General features: G+C 54.4%; 30 protein-coding genes. 20 read left to right on the top strand and 10 right to left on the bottom strand.

Annotation, left to right across the window (positions count from 1 at the left end; genetic code table 11):
- Positions 1–18 precede the first annotated feature (18 nt).
- The 11 genes from AC4IHP_RS19630 to AC4IHP_RS19580 are packed head-to-tail and all read left to right on the top strand — an operon-like array spanning position 19 to position 9,654.
- Entirely contained in the window at positions 19–159 is a 141-nt protein-coding gene (locus tag AC4IHP_RS19630; protein ID WP_039013052.1) for a DUF6890 family protein, read from the top strand.
- Positions 160–164: 5 nt separating this feature from the next.
- A complete protein-coding gene (locus AC4IHP_RS19625; protein WP_490832510.1) occupies positions 165–2,150 on the top strand; it encodes a phage tail tape measure protein in 1,986 nt (661 codons plus the stop codon).
- The gene (locus tag AC4IHP_RS19620; protein ID WP_490832509.1) at positions 2,147–2,464 is read left to right on the top strand and encodes a DUF2590 family protein; all 318 of its coding nucleotides are present in this window, start codon (positions 2,147–2,149) and stop codon (positions 2,462–2,464) included. The genes AC4IHP_RS19625 and AC4IHP_RS19620 overlap by 4 nt, the downstream gene beginning before the upstream one ends.
- Positions 2,461–3,636: a baseplate J/gp47 family protein gene (locus AC4IHP_RS19615; RefSeq protein WP_490832508.1), complete on the top strand. Its 1,176-nt coding sequence runs from the start codon at positions 2,461–2,463 to the stop codon at positions 3,634–3,636. Before AC4IHP_RS19620 ends, AC4IHP_RS19615 begins: the two co-directional genes overlap by 4 nt.
- Entirely contained in the window at positions 3,633–4,157 is a 525-nt protein-coding gene (locus AC4IHP_RS19610) for a phage tail protein (protein ID WP_490832507.1), read from the top strand. Before AC4IHP_RS19615 ends, AC4IHP_RS19610 begins: the two co-directional genes overlap by 4 nt.
- A 9-nt stretch (positions 4,158–4,166) precedes the next feature.
- Entirely contained in the window at positions 4,167–5,825 is a 1,659-nt protein-coding gene (locus AC4IHP_RS19605; protein ID WP_490832506.1) for a phage tail-collar fiber domain-containing protein, read from the top strand.
- Between the two features lie 8 nt (positions 5,826–5,833).
- Positions 5,834–6,541 carry a DUF4376 domain-containing protein gene (locus AC4IHP_RS19600; RefSeq protein WP_490832505.1) on the top strand — a complete coding sequence of 236 codons (708 nt, stop codon included), beginning with the start codon at positions 5,834–5,836 and terminating at the stop codon, positions 6,539–6,541.
- Positions 6,538–7,461, top strand: a complete 924-nt coding sequence (locus tag AC4IHP_RS19595) for a hypothetical protein (protein WP_490832504.1) — start codon at positions 6,538–6,540, stop codon at positions 7,459–7,461. The genes AC4IHP_RS19600 and AC4IHP_RS19595 overlap by 4 nt, the downstream gene beginning before the upstream one ends.
- The gene (locus AC4IHP_RS19590; protein WP_490832503.1) at positions 7,458–8,009 is read left to right on the top strand and encodes a baseplate complex protein; all 552 of its coding nucleotides are present in this window, start codon (positions 7,458–7,460) and stop codon (positions 8,007–8,009) included. Before AC4IHP_RS19595 ends, AC4IHP_RS19590 begins: the two co-directional genes overlap by 4 nt.
- Complete coding sequence (locus tag AC4IHP_RS19585) at positions 8,006–8,710, top strand: hypothetical protein (protein ID WP_490832502.1); 705 nt, start codon at positions 8,006–8,008, stop codon at positions 8,708–8,710. The genes AC4IHP_RS19590 and AC4IHP_RS19585 overlap by 4 nt, the downstream gene beginning before the upstream one ends.
- Positions 8,683–9,654 (top strand): hypothetical protein, encoded by a 972-nt coding sequence (locus AC4IHP_RS19580; protein ID WP_490832501.1) that lies wholly within the window; start codon positions 8,683–8,685, stop codon positions 9,652–9,654. The genes AC4IHP_RS19585 and AC4IHP_RS19580 overlap by 28 nt, the downstream gene beginning before the upstream one ends.
- A 253-nt stretch (positions 9,655–9,907) precedes the next feature.
- Here the strand turns inward: AC4IHP_RS19580 and AC4IHP_RS19575 are convergent, their stop codons facing one another.
- Together AC4IHP_RS19575 and AC4IHP_RS19570 are read right to left on the bottom strand one after the other, a co-directional pair.
- Positions 9,908–12,769 (bottom strand): pentapeptide repeat-containing protein, encoded by a 2,862-nt coding sequence (locus AC4IHP_RS19575; RefSeq protein ID WP_490832500.1) that lies wholly within the window; start codon positions 12,767–12,769, stop codon positions 9,908–9,910.
- Positions 12,770–13,270: 501 nt separating this feature from the next.
- Positions 13,271–14,182 (bottom strand): hypothetical protein, encoded by a 912-nt coding sequence (locus AC4IHP_RS19570; RefSeq protein ID WP_490832499.1) that lies wholly within the window; start codon positions 14,180–14,182, stop codon positions 13,271–13,273.
- 1,237 nt (positions 14,183–15,419) lie between these two features.
- Between AC4IHP_RS19570 and AC4IHP_RS19565 the strand changes: the two genes are divergently transcribed.
- The 5 genes from AC4IHP_RS19565 to AC4IHP_RS19545 all read left to right on the top strand — a co-directional run bounded on the left by AC4IHP_RS19565 (position 15,420) and on the right by AC4IHP_RS19545 (position 18,228).
- A complete protein-coding gene (locus AC4IHP_RS19565; protein WP_460117730.1) occupies positions 15,420–15,674 on the top strand; it encodes a type II toxin-antitoxin system HicA family toxin in 255 nt (84 codons plus the stop codon).
- Positions 15,671–16,003, top strand: a complete 333-nt coding sequence (locus tag AC4IHP_RS19560) for a type II toxin-antitoxin system HicB family antitoxin (RefSeq protein ID WP_460117732.1) — start codon at positions 15,671–15,673, stop codon at positions 16,001–16,003. Before AC4IHP_RS19565 ends, AC4IHP_RS19560 begins: the two co-directional genes overlap by 4 nt.
- 137 nt (positions 16,004–16,140) lie before the next feature.
- Positions 16,141–16,572, top strand: a complete 432-nt coding sequence (locus AC4IHP_RS19555) for a LexA family protein (RefSeq protein WP_460117734.1) — start codon at positions 16,141–16,143, stop codon at positions 16,570–16,572.
- A complete protein-coding gene (locus AC4IHP_RS19550) occupies positions 16,559–17,839 on the top strand; it encodes a Y-family DNA polymerase (RefSeq protein ID WP_460117736.1) in 1,281 nt (426 codons plus the stop codon). The genes AC4IHP_RS19555 and AC4IHP_RS19550 overlap by 14 nt, the downstream gene beginning before the upstream one ends.
- Before the next feature lie 68 nt (positions 17,840–17,907).
- A complete protein-coding gene (locus AC4IHP_RS19545; RefSeq protein WP_016773801.1) occupies positions 17,908–18,228 on the top strand; it encodes a YbjQ family protein in 321 nt (106 codons plus the stop codon).
- 55 nt (positions 18,229–18,283) lie between these two features.
- Here the strand turns inward: AC4IHP_RS19545 and AC4IHP_RS19540 are convergent, their stop codons facing one another.
- Positions 18,284–18,562: a hypothetical protein gene (locus tag AC4IHP_RS19540; RefSeq protein ID WP_460117738.1), complete on the bottom strand. Its 279-nt coding sequence runs from the start codon at positions 18,560–18,562 to the stop codon at positions 18,284–18,286.
- Positions 18,563–18,783: 221 nt separating this feature from the next.
- Here AC4IHP_RS19540 and AC4IHP_RS19535 point away from each other — a divergent pair, with 221 nt between their 5' ends.
- The 4 genes from AC4IHP_RS19535 to AC4IHP_RS19520 all read left to right on the top strand — a co-directional run bounded on the left by AC4IHP_RS19535 (position 18,784) and on the right by AC4IHP_RS19520 (position 20,497).
- Positions 18,784–18,972 (top strand): hypothetical protein, encoded by a 189-nt coding sequence (locus AC4IHP_RS19535; protein ID WP_490832498.1) that lies wholly within the window; start codon positions 18,784–18,786, stop codon positions 18,970–18,972.
- Positions 18,973–19,284: 312 nt separating this feature from the next.
- The gene (locus tag AC4IHP_RS19530) at positions 19,285–19,656 is read left to right on the top strand and encodes a bacteriocin (RefSeq protein ID WP_123418714.1); all 372 of its coding nucleotides are present in this window, start codon (positions 19,285–19,287) and stop codon (positions 19,654–19,656) included.
- A gap of 135 nt (positions 19,657–19,791) precedes the next feature.
- Positions 19,792–20,211 (top strand): glycine zipper domain-containing protein, encoded by a 420-nt coding sequence (locus AC4IHP_RS19525; RefSeq protein WP_024012287.1) that lies wholly within the window; start codon positions 19,792–19,794, stop codon positions 20,209–20,211.
- A 118-nt stretch (positions 20,212–20,329) separates the two neighbouring features.
- On the top strand, positions 20,330–20,497 hold the full coding sequence (locus AC4IHP_RS19520) for a hypothetical protein (protein WP_016773805.1): 168 nt from the start codon (positions 20,330–20,332) through the stop codon (positions 20,495–20,497).
- A gap of 67 nt (positions 20,498–20,564) precedes the next feature.
- Here AC4IHP_RS19520 and AC4IHP_RS19515 read toward each other — a convergent pair whose 3' ends face one another.
- The 7 genes from AC4IHP_RS19515 to AC4IHP_RS19485 form a co-directional block, all read right to left on the bottom strand.
- Positions 20,565–20,939 (bottom strand): hypothetical protein, encoded by a 375-nt coding sequence (locus AC4IHP_RS19515; RefSeq protein WP_490832555.1) that lies wholly within the window; start codon positions 20,937–20,939, stop codon positions 20,565–20,567.
- 21 nt (positions 20,940–20,960) lie between these two features.
- Complete coding sequence (locus tag AC4IHP_RS19510) at positions 20,961–21,116, bottom strand: hypothetical protein (RefSeq protein ID WP_490832497.1); 156 nt, start codon at positions 21,114–21,116, stop codon at positions 20,961–20,963.
- Positions 21,094–21,258, bottom strand: coding sequence for a DUF6896 domain-containing protein (locus AC4IHP_RS19505; protein WP_490832554.1), 165 nt, complete (start codon positions 21,256–21,258; stop codon positions 21,094–21,096). The genes AC4IHP_RS19510 and AC4IHP_RS19505 overlap by 23 nt, the downstream gene beginning before the upstream one ends.
- A gap of 319 nt (positions 21,259–21,577) precedes the next feature.
- Positions 21,578–21,970 (bottom strand): DUF6896 domain-containing protein, encoded by a 393-nt coding sequence (locus tag AC4IHP_RS19500; RefSeq protein WP_490832496.1) that lies wholly within the window; start codon positions 21,968–21,970, stop codon positions 21,578–21,580.
- 190 nt (positions 21,971–22,160) lie between these two features.
- Complete coding sequence (locus tag AC4IHP_RS19495; RefSeq protein ID WP_490832553.1) at positions 22,161–22,514, bottom strand: Imm50 family immunity protein; 354 nt, start codon at positions 22,512–22,514, stop codon at positions 22,161–22,163.
- 181 nt (positions 22,515–22,695) lie between these two features.
- Positions 22,696–23,082, bottom strand: coding sequence for a hypothetical protein (locus AC4IHP_RS19490; RefSeq protein ID WP_490832495.1), 387 nt, complete (start codon positions 23,080–23,082; stop codon positions 22,696–22,698).
- Positions 23,079–23,880 (bottom strand): RHS repeat domain-containing protein (locus AC4IHP_RS19485; protein ID WP_490832494.1); only part of this gene is annotated, 802 nt, incomplete at its 5' end. The genes AC4IHP_RS19490 and AC4IHP_RS19485, both read right to left, overlap by 4 nt.

Here is a 23,880-nt window from a genome sequence, read left to right as displayed (position 1 = left end):
AACGGCCTGGGCCAGTTGATGGCCCTGACGAACCGCTGGCTACCTGGTGCCGAACCCACGCCCGAGGCGATGGGGACGGCCAAGTGGCTTGAGGACGAACACTGGAGACGCATGGAGTTTGCCGTGGCTAACGGCATCGCCCTTGCGCTAAACGGATAACGACTTTGGCAGACCGTAGCGCCAGCCTGGCTTTCATTCTCAGCTTGCAGGACAAGGTCACCGCGCCGCTGGGCAAGGTGAAAATGGGCTTTTCCGAGCTTGCCGATCAGAGCGAAAAGCACATCAAGACGATCGGCTTGGGCTTCGGTGGGCTGACGGCGGGTGTGGTTGCGATTCAGCAATCCATGGAACCGGCGCTGGAGGTCAACCGCGCCCTGGGCGATGTCCGATCGCTGGGCGTGGCCGAGGATGCTTTGTCTGCGTTGAACAGCAAGTCGCTGGAGTTCGCGGTGAATTACGGCGAGAACGCCAAGGACTTTGTGGCTTCGGCGTACCTGATCGAGGGCGCCATCAAAGGCCTTGCCGGCAACCAGCTGGCGATCTTTACCAATACCAGCAACCTGCTGGCCAAGGCCACCAAGACCGACGCCGAAACCATGGGCGAATACGTCGGCACCCTCTACAACCTGCAGAAGTCCCAAGCCGATGCGATGGGGAAGGGCGCGTGGGTGGAAAAGCTCGGCGGTCAGACGGCGCTGGCGGTGCAGTTGTTCCGTACCAGCGGCGCGGCCATGAAAGACGCTTTCAAGGAGGCCGGCGCGATCGCTACGACCTCCGGCGTCGATCTGGCGGAGCAGATGGCGGTGATCGGCACACTGAGCAGCACCATGGAAGGCGGCGACGCCGGCGGACGCTACAAGGCGTTTTTCGAGAACATCGGCGACGCCTCGGAAAAACTCGGCATGAAGTTCACCGACCAGCAGGGCAAGGTGCTGCCGATGATGACCATCCTGGACAAGCTCCAGGGCAAGTTCGGCGACCTGACCAGCGCGTCGGCCGGGGCCAAGTTGATGGAAGCCTTCGGCGGCGAAGGCGCCCAGGTGATCGGGGCGCTGGCCAAGGACACCGATCGGCTGCGCAACGGCATCGAGCAGCTGGGCAAGGTGCGCGGGCTGGAGAACGCCGAGCAGATGGCCCGTGCGATGGTCGATCCTTGGCAGCAGTGGGCGTCCCTTGTCGAGGTCATGCGAACTGTGTTCGGCCAGGTGCTGATCCCGGTGCTGTCGCCGTTCATGGCCAAGATGGTGGACATCGGAAAAACGCTAGTGCGCTGGTCACAGCTATTCCCAAACATCACCCGGGTGATCGGCATCACCGCGCTGACGATCATGGGCATTGTCGCCGCGATGTCGGCGCTGACCATGGTGGTGGGCATCGCCCGCATGACCTGGCTTGGCATGCTGACCGTCTGGAAAGTCGTCCAGCTGTTCAGCCTGCGCACGGTCGCAGTGTTCATTCTGCAGAAGCTGGCAATCCTGGCTTACGTCGCTGTGATCTACACGCTGAGCGCCGGCCTGGCACTCATTCGCGGCGCCATGTTGCTGTGGCAGGGCGCGATCTGGCTGGTCAACGCGGCGCTGTTGGCCAACCCCGTGGTGTGGATCGTGGTCGGAATCGTCGCCCTGGTCGCGGTCATTGTCGCGGCCGTCTACTACTGGGACGAATGGACGACCGCCCTGATGAACACGGCCGCGTTCCAGTTCGTTGCCGACAAGCTGCAGAAACTGTCCGACTGGTTTAACTCCATGGGCGGCTGGTCGGGCATGGCCAAGGCCGCGTGGGACAGCATCGTCGGCATTTTCACCAAGGCCGTTAACGGCGTGATCGAGCTGCTGAACAGCATCCCGGGCGTGAACATCGAAGCGCGTTTTGGCGGCATGCCCGAAGTGCCAGGCGTCGATGCCGCGACCAACGCCGCCGACACCGCCAACGCAGCGCAGAAAGCCCAACAGACTATCAACGCAGCCATTCCAAGCCTGTCGCCAGCGCGCCCGTCGGCGGTGCCGCCGGGTGGCCTGCTGACCAGCATCCAGAACAACAACAGCAGCCAGAACAAGGGCACGCATGTGGAAAACGTGAACATTCACACCGGCAAGCAGATGACACCGCTGGAGATGGAAAACATGGTCGCCATGGCGGTGGGCGGGTGAGCGAGTACGTGGATCTGTGGATCGTCGACAACGACCTGGTGCTGGATCCGTCGCACCAGCCGCTGCTGATCGATGACCGCGTGTGCATCGCCCAGGACATCGCCCACATGATCCGCGACAGCGGGCTGCTGGTCGTGCTGGTGGCCGAGCGGGATCGCCTGCGGCAACGCGACTGCATCCAGCAGCTGGAACTGTTGGTGGAGAACGACGAACGCCTGGTGCCGGGCACGGCGCGCATCACCCAACAGGAACCAGGTGTGTACCTGGTGACTGCCAAAACCATCAAATTCGGATCGATTGAGGTAAGTCTGTGAGTCAGGTCGATTTTAAAAAGGTGATCGCTGACGCCGGCATTCCGACCACCGAAGCGGGGCTGAAGGCCGCGTGGGAAAAGGAAGTGGAAGCCCAGGGCGCCAAGGTGGCCAACACCAGCAGCTATTCGCCGTTCTGGCGGGTGATGACCACACTGGTGACCAAACCGGTGTTGTGGCTGTTGGACTTTCTGTGTCTGACCGTACTGCCGAACTTCTTTGTGAAAACGGCGGTGGACGCCTGGTTGGACATGCTCGCATGGGCGGTCAACGTCGAGCGTAAAGGAGCCACCAAGGCCCACGGTAAATTGCTGTTCACCCGCGCTGTACCGGACGGTGTGCTTGAGCTGGAAAAGGGCATTGTGGTGCAGTCGGCCGCGATCAACGGCAATGTCTATCAACTGGTCACCACGGCGCCGGTGACATTTCAACAGGGCCAGCTCCAGCAAGACGTTCCGGTGGAAGCGATCGATGCCGGCAGCGGTTTTAACCTCGCCCCGGGTTACTACGCAATCCTGCCGGTGCCGATCCCCGGCGTCGTCCAGGTGGCGAACAAAGACGGCTGGCTGGAATCACCAGGTGCGGATCCTGAACCAAACGAACAACTGCGTTTGCGCGTGCGCAACCAGTTCTCGGCGGTCAACCAGTGGCACACCGACGCGGTGTATCGCGCCATGATTTCCGCATTCCCGGGCGTGCGTCCGGACGGCGTTTACTTTGAGCATGGCGCACCACGAGGGCCGGGCAGTGCCAACGCCTATGTGCTGTTTGACGCGGGCGTGCCGGCGGCGACTTACCTGGAGCAAATCAACTCGCATATCCGCGACCAGGGCAACCACGGCCACGGCGATGACCTGCTGGCCAAGGTCATGCCGGAGGTGCCGGTGAGTGTGGTTATGTCGCTCTGGCCGCAACCGAACCTCAGTACCGAACAGATCAACACGCTGAAAAGTGAGGTTGAGCTATTCATCCGGGCAGCGTTTCGGGAAAGCACCCCGCGTGACTATCAGCCCACGCTGACTTATCCCCAGTCGCGTTTCAGCTTCAGCCGGCTGGCGGAAGAGCTTCACCAGCAGTTTGCCGACATCGCATCGCTTCGGTTTTCCCCCGGGGTGGACATCATCAGCGGTCTGGACATCCCGCGCCTGTCTTCGGTGAAGGTGAACCTGCAATGACCAAACTCAAACTGCCTTTCTGGCTCGGCGGTACCGAGCTTTCGAAGCTGGTCGCCGCTGCCCAGGCGTGGTGGGAAACCGTCACCAGCTGGCTGCGCTGGCCTTACTCGCAGATCGATCCCGACACCTGCCACATGAGCATCCTTGAGCTGTGGGCCTGGCAGCGTGACGTCACGCGCTTTCAGGGCGAGCCGGAATCCCTGTTCCGCCTGCGGGTGAAACACGCCTTCGTCAACTCCGTGGACGCCGGCAGCACCGCCGGTATGAAGCGCATTTTCGAACGCCTCGGCGTGGGCTACGTGGAGATCGAGGAGCGCCAGCCCGACCGGGATTGGGACGTGGTGTTGCTCAAGTTCAGCAATACTCAGCTGTCTTTGAACCCCGAGCTGCTGCGCGTGCTGATCCAGCAATACGGCCGCACCTGCCGGCGCTACGACTTCGTAACCATCACCCCAGTGGGGCTGCAAATCGCCCTGATTGACTTCAACGACGACCAGCAAACGCTGGTTGCCTGCCTGTAGGAGCGCACCGTGAGCGCCAGTATTACCTTGGCCGGCGAAAGCCAGATTGCCCTGAAGCAAAGTCAGAAAAAACCACTGATCATTACCCGGTTCATTTTTGCCAACGTGCCCGGGCTGAATCCCGAAACGCCAGTAGACCGCGCAGCCGGCAAACCACCTGCAGGCCAGATCGTTCAGATCTATGACATCCCGGAGCAAAACGCCGGCTTCGTGAACCCCAACCAGGTGGTGTACAGCTGCCAGCTGGGGTCGGACATCGGCGACTGGGATTTTAACTGGGTCGGTCTTGAGGACGCTGAAGGCGTGCTGTTTGCCGTTTCCTATGTGCCGCTGCAACAGAAGCGCAAGAACATCCCGCCGCAACAGATCGGCAACAACGTCACCCGCAACTTTCTGGTGGCCTTTGACGGTGCCATGCAACTGACGGGCGTGAAGATCGACGCCAGCACCTGGCAGCATGACTTCACTGTACGCCTTGCCGGCATCGATGAGCGCGAGCGCCTGAGCAATCGCGAGATGTACGGCCGCGCGTGCTTTTTCGGCAACTCGCTGGCATTTGGAAAGAGCGAAAACGGGTTCCAACTGAATGCCGGTACGGCCTACATCGAAGGCATTCGGGTGTTCATTTCAAAACCCTGGCCATTCACCGGTGTTATTCCCTTTGGAACAATCACCCTCGATGTGTGCCTGGAACGGCAGTTGAACGATCGGGTGGCGACGTGGAAGGTCGTGTATGGAGAAAAGGGCGATTACACCGACGCGGCTGGCGTTCGCCATTACTGCGTTCCGATCGCCAATTACGCCTCTGCGATAGAAATCTATGACCTGCGCCCAGCGGAGCCGATCGCCGGCGCGCTCATGCAGCATTTCGCGGCGCGTGATGGCGATTACGAAGCTTTACGCGCAAGGGGCACGACCAAAGAAGACGTGGATCTGGGAAACCTGCCCAACGCCAAAAGCGATGATCCGAACACGAACAGCAGTGACATCCTCGCCACGACGGCCGCGCTGAACAAGTTGCAAAAACAGGTCAGCGACTCGATGACCGGGATGGTGGCCGGGTTTTCCATGAGTTGGCCACCGGAAGGTTGGTTGAGATGCAACGGCGCGGCGGTTTCGCGCACAACCTATGCACGCCTCTTTGCAATGTTGGGCGCTCATTACGGAGCCGGCGATGGCTCGACAACCTTTAACTTGCCCGATATGCGCGGCTTGTTCCTAAGAGGTTGGGACGACGGGCGCGGTGTTGATGCAAGCCGGGCGTTCGGCACTTTTCAGGACATGATGATCCATTCCCACGCGCACACGGCCTCGGCCGCAGCGGTGGGTGACCACGCGCACACCGCGTGGACTGATGCCCAGGGCAACCACGTCCACCGAGCCTGGACAGATGCACAAGGCGCGCACAACCACACTGCGGCGAGTTCGGCGGGTATTGGCCAGGGCGCCGGTGGTCTGAACTCGGTGCAGCAGTCGGGTGGAGCACACGAAACGTCCTGGGCCGGGCATCACCAGCACGTCGTCGGAATGGATGCTGCCGGCAATCATGCGCACAACGTCGGCATCGGCGCCGGCGGTGCGCACACCCACGGCGTGACCGTAGCCGCCGCCGGCGGTACCGAAACCCGGCCCAAGAACATGGCCCTTCTTTTCTGCATCAAGTATTGAGATCGAGCATGACCGAAAAACTCGTGTATCAGACCAACCACCTGGGCATTTTCGTAGGAGCCGTGAAGGCTGACGAATCGCCGCTGGAGCCAGGCGTTTACCTGCTTCCGGGCGGCTGCGTGGAAACAGCGCCGCCGGCGATCCCTGAACACAAAGCCGCGTGGTGGAACGGCAACACCTGGCAGTTGGTGGATTACTTCGGCGGTGTGGTGGTGTACAGCACCGACACCGGCGAGCCGCGCACACTCGAAGGCTTTGAGCCGGTGCCGGCAGGCTTCACCATGAAAAAGCCCGGGCCGAACCAGATCTGGAAGGACGGGCAATGGGTCGATGACATCGATGCTGTGCTGGCTGCGCTTCAGGACAAAAAGCTTCAGGCGATCAACGCCGATTGCGCGGCGTACATCGCCGGCGGGTTCAACTCCAGCGCCGTGGGCAAGGTGTACCGCTACAGCAGCGCGATCGACGATCAGGTGAACTTGAACGGCCAAGTGCTGTTAGGGATGGACGACACCTACCCGTGTTACGACGCCGACCAGGTGCTGGCTTTCCGGCCGCACACGATCACCCAACTGCAGAAGGTCAGTCTTGACCTGGTGCGATTCCGTCAGGCGGCGCAGCAACAAGCCGAGATCCTGCGTCAGGCGGTGGCCAGCGCCCTGAAAGACAAAGACCTGAAGGCGATGAAGGCCATCACCTGGACGCCGCCGGCATGACTTGGGCACCGGTGACAATGCGCTGGCCGGAGCAGGCCACGCAGTGGATGGGCGAATTGTCAGCCGCCAAGGATCTGGCCGGCGGCGAGCTGGCCAGCACCGCCCAGCGTCTGGCTGGACTGAGCGGGCTGGTCAACACCAACCCTGGGCCGGTCGGCGACGCCGCGAAAGGCGCCATTGAAGCCGGTCGGGCGGCGCTGGCCGAGCAGTTGGGTCAGGTGCCGGCGTGTCTGGTGGTGACGCCGTTTCAGAGCGGAATCGGGCAGGGCACCGGTTATCAGCGCTTTCTATCGGCGCCGAACGTCCTGGAACACTTGGCCAAGAAACTGGAGGACGTCACCGACACCGGACGGCCTTCCGGGCCGCAATACGCGCTGTCGATCCTGTTCTTGGGCACACGCCTGGAACAGCTGGCCAGCGGACTGTCGCGGTTCAATGCGTTGCTGCCGATTCCCGACCTTGTACGCACTGAACGCCGTGCGCAGCACCTGCTGAAACTGGAAAGCGAAAAATGGGAGATCCCCGGCGCGGGCACGCTGCCACGTTGGCAAGGTTTGCCGCTGGAGCGCTGCACGGTGGTCAAAGCCGCGAAGCAATCCATGGTGGGCCAACTGGCCGTGCTGGAAGGTTACGCCGCCGACATTTCACCGTTGGGGGATCTGGCTGCCCTGGCAGCGCGCAAGAGCGCTCAGCAGCAAGGCCGCGACCAACAGCTGGCCGACCTGAAAGCCCTGCTGGCCGGCGGAAACCCTGACGTCAGCATACGCGCGCGGCTGATTGGCCCAGGTAACCCCAGCGAGCTGAGCCGCGACCTGCTGAGCAGTGACGCGCCGGGGCATGAATGGGTGCAGTGCGCCGGTCTGCTGTTGGTCGGCAGCAAAGAAGGACTGAGTTTTGTACAGGAACTGGTGGGCCTATGACGCTGTTGCTTGATGGGCAGAAAGTCCAGGGGAAGAACCTGAAGGTCACCGCCAATTTGCGTATCGAAAGCGGCGATATGTCGGGGCAGACCAGCAACACCGACAAAGCTCACAAGGGCTTCAAACCAAAGACGCTGGCCGTTTCGCTGACGATCCCATTTGTCGATCGGACTCAGTTGACCGACCTGATGCGTCTGGCGGAAGCCACGGCAAGCGGTGGCCAGTTGCACCTGTACCGGATCGTCAATGACACGGCCGAGGCGTTCGGTGTGCGTCAGGTGGAGTTTTCCGAGGGCGTCAGCGCCCGGGAGACCGACAGCCTGAAAGCCTGGCTGGTGCAGTTCACCCTGAGCGAGCGCGAATCGAACCCGGAGAAAGTCGAAGGTCGTCGCGCCGGCAACAAGGTCAACGCCCAGGGCGCACCGGGCAGCTCCGTGGGTGATGCCGGTACCGGCGGCGAGTCAACCAGCGACAACCCCGCTCTGAGCGGCTTTGAAAAAGTGTTGGGGCGTGTTGATAAGTGGCTGGGCGGGAGTGAGCAGAAGTGAAGCTGCACAAAAAGCTGGCCATCAATGGCGCGCCGATCACACTCATCAAGGAAGACGTCCGTCTGGACGCCACCAGCCCTGGCCGAGCGAACTTCACCGTGCAATCCTCTGGGCCGCTGAAAGGGCTGGTCACGCTCGACATCGGCTACAACGAGCGCACGCTGCAACGGCACTTCATCGGATACGTCGAGCGCTGCACCGCCGCCAACACGGTGGAGCAGGTTCTGTTCTGTCGCGAGCTGGCCGCTGTCTTGGCCAATCCGCTGCCGTTGAACCTGCGTCATGTGGATCTGCGCGCCGTGCTGGCCCAGGTAAGCGAGCAAACCGGTTTGCGCTTCCGCGTTCCCGACCAGCCTTACGCCAGCGTGAAGGCGCCGTACTTCTACAGCCTCGCCGCCGGTTACCAGGCAATGGACAGCTTGGCCCGCGTATTCAACATTCCCGACTTCACTTGGCACCAGATGGGCAACGGTGAAGTGTTCGCCGGCAGCTGGGCCGACAGTTTTTTTGGCGCCCGGGCGCCGCTGCAAATCCCCACGGAGCTGTTCGACAGCTACCAGGGCAACCAAAGTGCGATGGTCGCGGCCCTTCCCGGGTTACGACCAGGTGCAACGATCAACAACGGCGAGCGCATCACCAGCGTAGCGCTCGCCAATGACCAGATGGCCATCCGATGGAAGACGCAATCCGCCGCGCTGTAGAGCGCCAATTTCCTGAACTCACCGGCGGTTACCATTTGCCGCGCTTCGCCCTGGTTACCGCCGTGGCCGATGCGCCGGCGGACGCCGGAATCTGCGACGAATTCCGCCCTCGCTATGCTGTGGACATTGTTGTACTCGGCTCCAATGACGAGCCAGATCCGGCCATACCGCCGCTCACTGGCGTTCCGTTGCCGCTGCCCACCGGTGGCGAGGAAATGGGCATTTATGCTTTTCCCGAGGAAGGAACGCGCGTGGTGGTGTGTTTCGCCTACGGCCTGCCGAACAAGCCCTACATTCAATCGATCTTGCCGCATGGGCTGAGCATGCCGAAGGTGCCCAAAGGTGACCAGGTGTGGCAGCACAGCGGCACCGCCCAGCAGCGGGTCGACGCGGACGGGAACTGGTTGCGCCAGACCGATGGCAAGATCCGGGATCAAGCGATCGAGCGCGAGGTTGAAGCCCTGGAGAACCGCGAGCAGTTCCAGAGCCATACGCGGGCTGTCGACGACCATTCGACCGAGACTGTGGGTGGTGTGAAAAAAATCGAGGCGCTGGGCGCGCTCAAGCTGCTGTCGGGCGGATCCGCGAGCTTTGCGGCGGTGGGCGATCTTCACCAAGCGACTGGCCGGGACCTGAACCTGGTCGTGGGGCAGAAGCACAGCATCACGGTAGGCGGTGACATGCAGGAGCGAATCGAGGGCTTGCGGCGAAGCGTGTCCGGTAAGGGACAACACCTGCAGGCACCGAAAAATTGGATCGGTTCAAAGGAAGTAAATCTCTTTAAGATTGTGTGCGAAACGCTCGAACTACTGGAGCAAATGAATACCCAAATTGCTCTTCATACTCACGGAAAGACACCTCAGCCGGAAAATGCTAGTACGTTCTTAGGTGCAGCATTTACTGCAGCTAAACTCGGAAGTGAAGTGAAAAAAATAACACAATAATTTTATGGTTGTATGCCAGCTTGTGATAGTTTTGATTTTGAAAGATAGTCTGTTGCTCATGTTTGTCTATAATTTATTTGATGGATCTTTTTGTATATATCGCTAGCTCCTATTAAGTGTATCGTTAATTGGCGGCGGTTAAGGTGTTGAATGGTAGTTATAAAAAGTTAAAAAGCTTGGGGCATCGTCCCAAGCTCTAGGGTGTAATGGGGCTTGCATTGTTGCAGTAAAGAGAGATTGCAAGCCCTATTTTCTATTTTGCAAGTCTTCTGGTTTTGTTTCTGCTTTTTATACTTCTAAAGCTCGGCTGTACGCTAGGGGGAAATTTTACATCAGTGATATCAGCGCCGGTTAAAGTTGCGTTCATTATTGTTGCATCTTTAAAAGATGCATTAGATAAATCTGCTCCGGCAAAGTTTGCTTCCGTACAGGTGGTGTCGTCAAAGTTGGCTTGTTGTAGTCGAGCGTTGGCGAAGTTGGCTCTTTCAAAATCTCCAAGACAGAAGAAGGCGTCATTAAAGTTTACATTTGAAAAGTTCGTGTCAATTGCTGTTGCTCTTCCTAAAGCAACTCTGAAGCCAAATGCTTTTTCGAGGTTGGAGTTCGAAATATCTGCTGCATACAAGTCTGCCAAGTCCAAGCAGATGCCGGAGAGATTTAGCCAAGACATACATGACAAAAGTAAAGTATGTTCAGGGCCGCTTCTCTGTTGTTGAATGCGCTTTAACCATGTCCCAAAAGCTACTTTGTTAGGATGAAGTATATTGCTTATTTGAGAGGAGGCCAGTGCACAAGCATTCATCGCAGCTAATAAGGACTCTTCTGCATTTCGTGCCTGAAACAACGAGTCAGGGAACGACACCAGGTTTGTAATTTTCTCCATTGGCATGCCATTCACCAACAGATGATTGAAAAGATTGATGAAGCACTGATGCATGGCCTCGATCATTGTTGGGGGCTGTAGCTTTACTTCCGAGCGCAGAAAGTCGTGGATGTTGGTTGATAAAGCAGAAGGTCCGCACATTTCCGCCCAATATGCCAACGCCTCCGTTTCCCCCCAACCTCTGCCGCGTCCCTGCCTTCTGCTGGTCTCTTCTACAATCTCTCGCATTGCCCTTACTAGGCGGCGAGCTGTCAAATATTCGCCAAAGCTTTTGTGAGTGAATATAAAGGTTGGATCGCCTTTAGGTCTTGAACCGTGTTGTCTAAAAAAGAAGGCAGCTAGCAAAGAGGTAATTCCTGCTTCAGCGCCCTCTTGAAATGCGTTTAGCTGCTGTCCCAATCCGCCTAGTTCGCAGTAGCGCCCGATTTCACTAATAGTCGTCGTTCTGCCATCCCCGTGCCATGCAGCCAGTCCGATTTCTTCAAGAATAGAAAAGAAATCAGCTTCTTTTAAAAGTTTTATTGGTCCGTGTTGCCGCCCGTTCTCATAACCTCGCTCATAAATTGCCTCAACCAAATCATCATAAATTTGGTTGAGGTTGACGCCCTTAGAAAAATTTAGCCTGCCTCTGCAATAACTAAGAGCTAAAAGGTAGTTCAGTAGGGGTTGTGCTGTAATCTCATCCAGATCGTCACGCTTTAAGTCTGTAGGCAGTTCGCTGTAACCTAATCCTGTCAATTCACCATAGTTTTTCCACCAGTCGTTCCTAAAATCCTTTGATAGTATTGATTTTGGATCTTCAAAGGCGTTGTGGGTTTGGTGGGGTTTGGAGTTGTCTGTATAGTAAGGGAGCACTGTCAAAATTTGCCTTACTTGGCGCAACTCGCTTTCAGAGCCTTGGATCGTTACTTCGCGTCCGCTTAGTAGAACGCGAACACACAATCCATTCATATTGATTCGGTCAACAGTTAACTGAACAGAGCGCACGAAGTTTCTCGCGGTCTCAGCGGCTGCTCTGCCCTGACTAGCAAGCTCGTCCAGTCCATCTAGGATTATCAAAAGATCTGAGGTAAGTTCTTCCCTTTTTAGCGGGTTGACTTTCATAATACCCTCATCACTCAGGAATCTGCCGATCTCGTCAACAAAATCTCGGGCAGGATCAATGAAGTGTAGGGGTATGAATAAAACTTTAATAGCTCCTTGCTTAGAAACGTGTGCGGCATAGACTTTTGAGAAAGAGGATTTTCCACTGCCGGGTCCTCCGCTTATCGCTCGTACTGCATCTTCTTTTTTAGTTGATGATAACCAACGATCTAGCTCTTCAGAAAGTCGCACCACAACTTTTCTGCTGCTTGAACGATCATCTGAAATGTCCTTCGCTACTGGGCTTTCTTCATAATACGCATTAAGAGGTATATAGATTTGTCGGAGTCCAAACGGCTCGCCAAAGACAGAGTCTTCCAAACGACGTTGCAGTTGAGCATCATAAAGCTTCCAAGCTAGTTCTCGCTCGACAGATAAACTAAATGGGGAATTTAAGGCGTCGATTATATCCTTGTAAGCCGCAGAGTTAGATTGCCACTCCTTGTGAAGTTCATGAGGAAAGTATCCTGCCAGTCGTGATGAGATTGTTTTCGATTTTGCTTGCGAAACCCCAATTTCTATCAGCCAGGCTAATATGGCTTCGGCGATAGATTTTATAAGTGGAAATTTTGCTGGGTTCTTAAAGAAGTCGTTACTAACCTTGCAGGTTAGAATTTGAGTTTCAAGTAAAGGCTCAAGCTTGGAAATGTCGTATTGCTCTGGGAGTTGATCCTTTGAATCTACTAGGAGGCTTGAAAGAGATGCCACCGTTGAGCGCTGTAGTAAGTTATATAATAGATGTTCTGGTGTCTTGCTTTCAAAGCCGATTGCTGATGCTGCGTCAACTCCGTCGTCAGCTAAGTCATCAAATTTACCGAGCAACGCATGTCCGACACCTTTTGCTAAAGATACTGCTAACGCTTTTGCATCCAGCTTTAGTGAAGTTTTAAGAATAGACTTTGGCTTTTCTGCAGACAATGTCGCATCCACGTTCATTCCTTTCATAGGTGTTACTCCAATAATGAAACTTCTAACATAAATCCGGGATGTTATTTTTAGGAATTGGTATTTTTTGAAAATCGTATTAGGTTGCCATGCCGGCGGGCAGAATGCCATCACTGCTGGCAATTTTTGATCGGTGGTAGCCAATCGAAAAACCAACCTAAGGGCACCTATTTCTTCAGGGTGAAAATGTATGTGGCCAAGAAAAAATCGCGAGAAAAGCACTTATCCCCCTCCCGCCGACGGGCTTTGCGTCCTTTTTTTTTGCAAATTCAGATGTAGCGCAAACCGACCTACAACGCACGCGGCCCGTGGGGCAATGCAGGTGGTGGGTCATTTCAAGGAGTGCAAAGCTTTGAAGGGGATTGCAGCGCCACAGCACAGCGGTGCATGTGGCGGTAATGAAGAGGGGGCGCTGGAGTGCCCGGAATCATTGGTTAGAAAATTCGAAAACGTCAAATTTGGCACGTTTTGAAATCTGGAACCGTTTGCAGCAGAAACGCATTCCAGCATTTCCAAAACAGCTCAAAACTCTCTGGAGGTCAGACGGTACAAGCCTTTAGCGTAACCGGCGTCTTTTCAAAATTGCACACGGTGTAATCACGATTCTAAGTGCGGATGGGATCATGAATCACGGACGTAGTAGGCTCAATTGAACCAAGTCCTCGGATTTAGGTGCTGCCACCGTTTGGGCTTCGTCTCTTGCATCGAGACGAAGCCGGATAGCCAAGCTTCGTAATCTTCGTCCTTTGGAACCAATCCATTCTTACGCGGGGTTTCAAAGTCGACTGTGGAGATCCTTGGCGGACTGCCCCTTAACCGCGACCTGTAGCGTTTTTTGAGTAGCTCGCCATGGTCTCGCAAGTCCTCGCAAAGCTTGATACTGAAAAAAATGATGTCATCTGTGTAGAGATAAATGGCCGCAACCGCTCCCCCGTACTCCTGGTTTGTTTGCCTCGTTCCATAGGGCAAGCCAAAGTACATGTGGTGGAAAGAAGCCCCCTCCGGAAGCTGTTTATTTTTGAAAGCATTCAAAAGCTCGTTTCGCTTCGACAGCGCTGTGTTCAGATTTTCTACGGAATCAGCAAGTGCGGTAACAGCAGAGATCGTCCGCCCAGCGGCAGACAACCGACTCAGGACGATATCTTGGATAGTGGCAATTGGAGGCGAAATTCCCTGTAAATACAGCATATTAGGGCTCATCTCGAAAGGAGTGTCTGGTGGCAGCTGGCGGCGATAGATTTTTTCTTTGTACTCCTCAAATCGTTTCAGATCATCATCGTAAGAGTCCTTTAGGGCTTTGACGTGCTGCTTTTTTAACGCCATCGCGAGGCTCGCCGCCGCCGCCGCGAGGGATATCACCGCATTTGTACTGTGAAACTCCTTTACCAACTCCTCTCTGAATTTTCCTTTTTCCGCAATGCGCTGCGCCGCAACCGCACCGGCGAAAGCCCCCGCCAGCGACGTCGTAAAGGAAGAGTTCGCAAAGCCTTTGATGTTCTCCCACAGGGGAGGCAGGAGCGGGGAAATCTCTGCGCAAATGGAGGAAATGTCAGGCACGTGCGAAATCTCAATAGGGTTAGGTGAAAGGATGGTGATTCGATCGGTCTCCAGTGTAGGCGCACTGATCGAAAGTTACACAGGCCCGCGGGGAGCGCTCCCCGATAATTCAGTATTGGCTGGGAGAGTTGAAGGCTAGTAGGGCCTAGTCTTCTAGTTTTAAGTGTCCACAATGTGTCCACATTACTTGATAATTTATTCGGAAATAGCTAGCAAATATTCAGTGACCATGAGGATTTAAGGGGGTTCGCCAGTGCAGGCCGGGGCGGAGGGTTGATAGGAAATCAACTCACGTATCTAACGCCATAACTAATGACGCATAGATATTTTTCAGACGTGGGCTGGGAAAAAGGTAATTTTGGTAAGCGAGGGATAAAAGTTGGCTGCAGCCCTTGTAGTGCCTGACCTGCAGTCATTACCTCAAGAGGTAATTTTAGGTAAGGGTTAGGGTAATAATTTATGAAGTGCCCCATTTTACTGGGTTTGAGGGCTATCAGGGATTACTCATAGGAAAGGTAATTTTCTAACCTCATACTTACCAAATTATTACCTCTACGGAATTCTCTCAATGGCCCGCTTTTCGAGGCTTCCAGAGGTAGCCTCATGCTGCATTACCAAAATTACCTTTTTCCCATGGGTCAACATGAAACGTCGAAATGGCCTTCGCGACCCTATTCGGCAACCTGGTGCGCAAAACCCATGGGACTGGCATGGGACTGAGATTCAAAATCTCGCTCCTCTGCAGCCCTTATAAACCGGGGGGGTATGCTCAGAAAACCGCAAACGGGTAGTTTCGAATCTCTCCTTCACCGCCAAATTTGAAACGACAAAACCCCTGAAAACGTTAAAGTTTTCAGGGGTTTTGCGTTTCTGGAAACCAAAAAAACGAATAATAAAACGAAGCCGACTCAGTGTCGGTTTTTTTGTGCCTTGGATGGTGCGCCAAGAGCACAGCTCCCTCACCTTTTTCTCGCCAAAAATATCTGCGCTATATCGCGATTCCCCAATTCTGGTACTCGGAAAAGAACTCTGCGTGTCGGAAACGGAAAAGTCGCTCTTCCTCACACAACTCCGAGAATTTGCCTACAACCGCGCATTGAGTCTCTCGTTATCCTGATGCCGTACCAGTCTGCAGCGACTTCATCAGGAAATACTTTTCCCGCAGAAAGCAGGCCTTCTCCTCGTAATTGCGGTTTGACCCAGTTGCCCTACCATCGCGGTATCATGATCTAATACCATGAACAACAAACAGCGCGGCACGCTCAAAGCTATTTTTTCAAGGCCGATCCCGAATAACTTGGAGTGGGTGCGTATGGAATCGCTCTTCGGCGCAGTGGGCGCCCAGACCATTGAAGGCAATGGTTCAAGAGTGCGCTTTGAATTGAACGGTGTGGTCGTGACTTTTCACCGGCCTCACCCAGACAAAGAAGCAAAGCCCTATCAGGTGCGTGACGCTCGGGCTTTTCTTGAGCAAGCAGGAGTCATCCCGTGAACGTAATGAACTACAACGGCTATGCCGCCCGGATTGAATACAGTGACGAAGACGGGCTCTTCGTCGGCCATGTCGCCGGTATCAAGGACGTCGTCGGATTCCATGGTGAGTCGGTCGCAGAGCTGCGAAACGCGTTCCAGGAGGCCGTGACTGATTATCTCGATACCTGCGCCAGGCTCGGTCGCGCACCGCAGAAACCGTATTCGGGGAATCTCAGCCTGCGCTTGGCGCCAGCGCTGCATGCGACGGTCGCTGTAAAGGCGCAGCTAGCCCATAAGAGCATCAATCAATGGGTTGCAGACGTGCTCGATCGTGAAGTCCACGCGTAGCCGCGAAATCCAATTTCGGGCAGATGTTGTACAAAACCCTGTCACCCGTCGAAATCTCCTACACGCCTCATTGACCCCCCGAACCGTCCCGAGTTTACTGTATGCGCATACAGTAAATTCACTATCAGGTTCGTATCATGAGCGTCACCATCCTCGGCCCTTTGTCAGGCGCGGGCGAAAAGCTTGCGCTGTATTCGTTTCGGATTCCCGCCGGTTTTCCTTCGCCGGCGGCTGATCACATTGAAAAACACATTTCGCTGGATGAGGTTTTCGACATTCGTGCGCCGCACGTTTATCTGGCGAAGATTGAAGGCGAGAGCATGCAGGACGCCGGGATATTTTGCGGTGATCTGGTGATCGTCGATCGCAGCCTGAATGCCGAGCACGGCGATATCGTCATCGCCGGTCTCAACTCCGAACCCATCTGCAAGCGCCTGCACATGCGCGACAACACCATCATCCTATTTTCAGCCAACAGCAAATACCCGCCACGCTACGTGATGGAAGGGGATGAGCTGGTGATCTGGGGTGTGGTGACTTACAGCGTGCGCGATCATGGCAAATCGTGAGCAGGTTTTCGCGCTGATTGATTGCAACAGCTTCTATGCCAGCTGTGAACGAGTGTTCCGGCCCGATCTGGCGAAGACGCCGATTGTCGTGCTGAGCAATAACGATGGCTGCGTTATTGCGCGCAGCTACGACGCCAAACCTTTTGTGAAAATGGGCGCGCCGTATTTTCAGATTCGCGACGATCTGCGCCGCCATGGCATCCAGGTGTTCAGCAGCAATTACGCGTTGTATGGCGACATGAGCGAGCGGGTGATGACGATCATCGAATCCATGGTGCCCGCCGTCGAGGTTTACAGCATCGATGAGGCGTTTGGCGATCTCAGCGGCATTCCTGGGGACCTGACAGCGTTTGGTCGAACCATCCGCTCTGCCGTTTATAAGCGCACTGGCATCCCGGTCGGCGTCGGCATTGCCCCCACGAAAACGCTGGCCAAGCTCGCCAACCACACCGCGAAACGCCTGCAGGCGCACACCGGCGGCGTGGTCGACATCTGCGATCCGTCCAAACGCGATTGGGTGCTGCGCAACACCGATGTCGGCGAAGTGTGGGGCGTTGGTCGGCGCATGAAAGCTCATCTGGAAAGCATGCAGATCAGAAGCGCAATGGACCTGGCGAAGGCCGATCCGTGGACGCTGCGGCGCAAGTTCAGCGTGGTGATCGAGAAGACCGCGCGCGAACTGGGTGGCACATCCTGTCTGGAACTGTCCGAGACGGAACCGCCGAAGCAGGAAATTTGCAGCAGCCGCATGTTTGGCAATCGTTTGACTACCATCGAACCGATCAAGGAAGCCGTTGCTACTTATGTGCATCGAGCGGCGGAAAAGCTGCGTGCGCAGAATTCGCTGTGCAAAAAGATCCGCGTGAGTATCCGCACCGGCATGTTCAATCCGGAAGAGGCGAAGTACGCCAATGGCGCGCTGATCGAGTTGCCTTATCCGACCAATGATGTGCGATTGCTGAGCAAGGTGGCGAGCGAGGCGGTTGATCGATTGTTCCGGCCGGACTTCAAGTACAGCAAGGCTGAAGTGTTATTGATGGATCTTCGGCAGCCCGGAGAGTTTACCGAAGACTTGTTTGCCCAGTCGCAACCGCAGACGGCGGAGAAGGTGATGGGGGTGCTCGACCAGATCAATCAGCGCTGGGGGCATGGAACGTTGCGAGCGGGGAGTGTGCCGGCGGATCCGGCCTGGGGCATGCGGCGGGAGATGATGAGTTCGAGTTTTACGACGAAGCTGGATCAATTGTGGGTCGTTAAATCCAATTGAGGCACGGGTCAGATCTGGTGCCGCGTTACAATCGCTGCCTTCACTTATGCAGTAAAGGGACGACTTTCATGATCATTTCCACCACTCATTCCGTCGAGGGGCGGCAGATCACGGCCTATCTGGACATCGTCAGCGCCGAGTCTGTGCAGGGCGTCAACGTGATCCGCGATATGTTTGCGGGCATGCGCGACTTCTTTGGCGGGCGGTCGCAGACGTTGGAGCGGGCTCTTAAAGAAGCACGCATTCAGGCAACCGACGAACTGAAAGATCGAGCGCGGGCATTGCAGGCTGATGCTGTGGTTGGCGTGGATTTTGAGATCAGCATGCCGGCAGGCAAGGGTGGCATGGTCGTGGTGTTTGTCACCGGAACGGCGGTGAAGCTGCGCTGATTATTGTGTTCAAGGCAAAGCCCACTCGCACAACGAGTGGGCTTTTTCGCGTCAATCAGCCTTGTGGCTTGAGCAACACTGCGCCTCTCGAGTCATAGGTCAGCGGTGTATCGATGGCAACGAGGGGCGAAGTCCCGTCAGGCTGCGCCGATGGTGCGGGCTCGCTGGGATGGTAGACGACGCCCGGCTGCAGAAGCGGTTTGTCCGGGTATTTGATGGTGATTTCACCCGAGGCGATCTTTTCCTTGAGTTTTTCCGCACCGGCCTTGCCGGCAGCGATCTGCTCGTCCGTGAGTTTTACGACTGGCATGTTCGGGAATCCATTGATCTGCATGACCTCTCCTTGAGATTCATTTGTAGGAATAAGGGCAGCGGCCGTTCGATGGAAATCTTTAGCGAATGATCGCTTGCAACGCTTTTTTCCATTCGTCGGTGATCAGTCTTTCTGAACGGCAAGTCCAGTAGTGACCAGCTAGTCTCAAAAGCGCTTAGGGGCGATATTTTTCAGGCAAAACTGCTTTGCCAGTGTCGGCCCGATTAAGCAGGGGAGAGGCTATGACAGGTCCGTATATCGAAGATGATGGCGCTGAATTTTCATTCAACAACTGTGTGCGCTGCGGTCAGACGGAGTATCAGTCGGGTTTCGGCGAAGATCCGGTGAGCATCGGGAGAATCAAGTCCACAGCCCCTAAAGGGCCGAAAGCGAAATTCCTGCCCAAGGTCACGGCAAGGACCAGAAAGTGATTTCATCCCGTACCCCGTCACTGAACGGGGTTTTTTATGTGCGCAAGAATAGGGGTTTGAAATCTCTGGCGGGCATTGACATTAATGTCGGTTTTTTTTCACAAACTTTTCACGTTGGCCAACGTAGTGTGAAGCCATCCGTTAGAAAGCAAGTCTCCAGCCCGTCTCCCCAGCGGGCTTTTTTTTGTCCGGCATAAAACCTTTTCCCTGATCGCGGTCCAATCGACGCTGTCGCCTGCGTCTGGACTTTCCTGCGCCGAGGGCATTAAATCCCGCTCTTTTTCGTCATCCCGTTTATTTGAGGTTTTCGTCATGCGTTTAACACTGCCTGCTCTGGTTCTTGGCCTTCTGGTTGCTCAAGGTGCGATGGCTGCCGGTGATGGCACCGCGGCGCTGGGCGGTGGCCTGGGTGGCGCGCTGGGTAACGTGGTCGGTCAGAAAATGGGCGGCAGCACCGGCGCCGTAATTGGCGCTGGCGTTGCGGGCGCAGCGGGCAGCGCAGTCGCAGCACGCAAGGGCAGCCGCACCAAAGCGGCGATCGGCGGCGGTGTCGGTGCGGCCGGTGGTTCGGTGATCGGCAACAGCCTGGGCGGCCGCAACGGCGCCACCATCGGTGCAGGTCTGGGCGGCGCGGCCGGCGGCGCAGTCGGCAGCAACCTTGGCAAAGGTCACAAGCGCCACTGAGACTGATGGCCTGTCAGAAGAAGCCCGGCTCGATGTCGGGCTTTTTCATGGCTGAACGTTTCGTCCGAAATCATCTCCAATCTGCATACGCCCCGCTTGGGCGGACTGTCCCGATTCGGGAACTGCGAGGTTCATATGCGATTGTCATTATCTGCACTGTTTTTTGGCTTGGTCGTGGCGCAGGGCGCGATGGCGGCCGGAGATGGCACCGCTGCCGTAGGCGGTGGTCTCGGCGGTGCGCTGGGTAATGTGGTTGGCGGACAACTTGGCGGCAGCACGGGCGCAGCGGTCGGCGCAGGTGTTGGCGGCGCGGCGGGCAGTGCCGTCGGCGCGAACAAACGCAACCGCACCGAAGCCGCGATTGGCGGCGGCCTTGGCGCGGCAGGCGGCTCGGTCGTCGGCAACAGCCTCGGCGGCTCCACCGGCTCCGCCATTGGCGCGGGCCTGGGCGGTGCAGCAGGCGGCGCGGTAGGTAACAATCTTGGCGACGACGACGGCGGATCTCATTCCGGCGGCCACAAGCACAAGAACAAACACAAAAATAAACATCGCTGATTGATCAACGGAAACCCGGTCTGGTGCCGGGTTTTTTGTGTCTGGCCGTCAGGCAGAGGAACGATTGGCGATAGGGCTTTTCGAAAGTGATACATCCCACACGCTCAAGAGGTGCGCTATGACTCCTGAAACCGAAGGCAAAGAAGAGAAGGGCCCGAGTGGACTGCCGTTTATCAATGATCCGGGGAATGAAGATCCGGGCTCGCTGATGGATGATGCGACGGTGCCGTTGAATGATGCGGATGAGGCGGATATGGAGTATGAGGAGGATGGGGATGAGCAGTGAGGGGGGTTGAGGGTTTGAATGATGGTTTAAGGGCCTGACTCAGCAGGCCCTACAGAAAATCAGTTCCTCAGAAAGAGACGTCGATTCTTTGTGCTCTGATTTTTACAAACTGACCATTGAGGTGCGGTAAATCGAAGTGGATATCTTGATCCGCAAATTCGACGAACGACTTGAGCGTATCGCCTTCTAAGCGCCCGTAAATCTCGCATGAGAAACCATTGTCAAGCATCTCGACACGTGTTTCGCTGCCATCACATTTTGAAATGTCTATCTCGTCCGGCAGCACCATTTCGAACTCGGCTGAGTAGGTCTCACCTACTTCGATTACTGACGGGCAGTGGCCTGCGAAGCATCTCACAGTCACACCGTTGATGCTGAGCAGTAGCATTTCCTCAATGATTGGGTCGATCTCGACAATATGCGCGGGATATATCTTAGTCATCTGCAAGCCATGCTCTTGTTTTCAGAGGTTTTCCGGCGGGTCGATTAATTCATAGAGGTCATCGGAGGGCGATATTTTTTTGATTCTGCCTGAGCCTAGATAAGACTTGAACTCGCTTTCAAGAAAATTGATGTCAGTGTATTTTTTGTACTCTTCAGGCTTGTCGGCGGCGTACATAAAGACGCCACACGTCAAAGCCGTCGATTCTGTTGTTTGGGCCGTAATCGAAATCTACTAACTCTGTGGGAAAATGGATAGCACAGCCTACGTCGTGCAGTTCATACTCCACGCCATCAATAATTTCTCCGCAACGCTCTATTTGGCCACTTCGCCAGAGCCTAAGAATGTCTCGTGTACCAAATTTTTTCTGCAGCAGCGTTGTCCCTTATTCGACTTTACTGAGGAAGCCTTTGATCAAATCTTCGAAAGACGTATTATTATTGTTGCTCATGTTCTTTTATAATCATCCAGTCGAACGGTATCGAGTCTTTTTGGCTGCCATTTTTCATTCGCTCTCGTCTCAAAAATAGTTTCCTCAATATTTCTAATGATTTTTATGTTGCGAATTTTGATGTCTGTCTCTTAGGCAGATGCGAAAGTTATCATGATTATATGTGTTTTATTCTATTCGGTTTCTTTCAGGTGGCCAATATATATAAGTTGCTAATGAAGGAAATTTTCTTGATTTTCTTTAGATTTATGTATTCGGCGAATTCTTTTTCGATTATTTCTTTGTCGCAATATTTTCTATATTTAGACGGCCTTTCACAAGCAAAGATGTATAAGCGCCAAGTGTCAAATCCATTGATTTCACCATTAGGCCCATAGTCGAAATCTACAGTTCCTGTTGATAGAATGATGCGGCAGCCAATGCCGTGCAATTCATATTTAACGCCTCGAGTAACTCTCCCGCGACGCTTTATCGCCTTGGTATGCCAAAGCCTTCGAATATCTCGAGTGCCAAATTTTTTTTCAAATATCAGCGTGCTTGTCTCTACCATAGAAATAAAGTCATGTATAAGGGTATCCAAGGTTTAATCTTGATCACTCATTTTTTCTCCGGTTTTGCGAAATATCTAGTCCAATGATTTAGCTGGCTGGATTGCATTTTTATTGTTTAAAAATTGGTGAGTGCTCTTTGGGGTAGGTAATAAATTTTAGTCTTGGTGATATTGCTTTTGGTCTTGCAGGCGCTGCGCGAGGGTGTTTGATGCGTGATGTTTAGAAAAGTGACTCTGTTAAGTAGACGCTAGGTTCTCTTAATCTCAATGATGACGTAATGAATTTTATCTCGGAAGTCTCTGATGCAACGCAAACTAAGTGCCTGCTCTCAATAGTTTGAATGGATAATTGAAATACTTCTCGCGTGGGGAGATTGGATACCGTCAAGCTTGTAATTTCATTGCACGTTATCCCTATGCGACAAGAATTGTATTTTATGGACTCCCAGTTCTTCGGAGGCGTGTCTGGAATTTCTCTGATGTCAAACGCCAAAGTCAGTGTTGAAAGATTATTGTCTATGTTTAGAGTGAATAGCTTAACCTCTCCGATAGGTATATTTCGGCTGAAGACCATATTGAAGAATTTGCTGTCTTGTATCTCATTCCAGTACTTCATGTATTTCTTTTACTCTGTCGATCTATTTCTAGAAAGGGTCTTCACGTAGTGGTGGTTAACGCTCGGCCTGCGTCTTTCTAAAAGTTCACGTGGGCGTCATTTTGTCAATTCTGCCGTCAAGAAATATGTCTTTCTGCCCCTAATTCCCTATCCACTGTAAGAAAAATTCTCTCTGTAGTTCTGGCGAGTTTGTTAGGTTTTCATTTTCGTAGTCAAATATCGACACTACGTCTTTCAGTGATGGTTCTGCTCCATTTGTCAATTCATAAGCCTTTAATCCAAGAGACATTTGTGATGATAAGCTCGAGGGGTGGACATTTAACTTTGAGCCTTTACAAAAGAAAGTTACCAGAGGGTTGTCCTTGCGGATCAAACCGAAACAGTGATAAAAATTTTTGCCGGTGTATGTTTTTGGCGATAATCCGTCCAAGCTTAGAGTTATGCTTATTTCCTCGCTGTCGCAAATCAGAACTACATCTTTGATTGCGTGTTCTTTTTCTACGATAATTTTGAACTCCGAAATCATTTGTCAATTTTCCTATATGGATTCGGGATGGAGTAACCAAAGTCACGCCCATCATCAATAATTATCGTGGCGCCTAGAATATCTTCGTTTTTGATGACTTTTGGGACGGCGAATTCCTGTTCTCGGGAAAATTTGTATCGGTTTCCTAATTCTTGCTTCAAATCATAGCCATCGACTTTCTTCAAAGTATAAAGAAAGCCGGTTTTTGTAAAAAAGCTGGTAGCAAACTCTTTTCCCACGTCTCGAGAGGGGGAGGTACTGATAAAGCCGCTTGGAGGAAAATCGCTATCAATGGAGTGGAGGAATAAGTCTTCGCTGTCTCCCTTGCTTTTGAATCCGTTCACAAAAACATCGGACGGGTCTCTTGAATCTCCTCGATACAGATATTCCTGCTTTTTCTTAGGCGCTGGTGCATCAGGCTCCCCCTCATCAACCTTAACCCCATCACTCGCCCCCGGCACCTCACACCCAGGCTTATTCGGCGGCGGGCAGTTGGACGTCAACCCCAACGGATCCACCCACCCCGTCGGATTCGGCACGTACTGGTACTGGTTCAACCCACCCGCCAGCTTCACCGGATCCGGCGTCAAATACCGTCCAAGCCTCGGGTCGTAATACCGATGGCGGTTGTAATGCAGCCCACTTTCAACATCGAAGTACTGCCCCTGAAAACGCAGCGGTTGATCCAGGTAGTCTTCGCCAGCGAGGGTGACGGCGGCGACTTTGCCGTAGGCGTCGTATTGCGCGGACCAGACGATTTCGCCGCTGTAGTCGGTGAGTTCCTGTGGGGTGCCGAGG

It is taken from the genome of Pseudomonas sp. UF-293 (assembly GCF_058245595.1).
The sequence above is the reverse complement of the archived record's forward strand: the minus strand, read 5'-3'. Positions and strand labels throughout refer to the sequence as shown.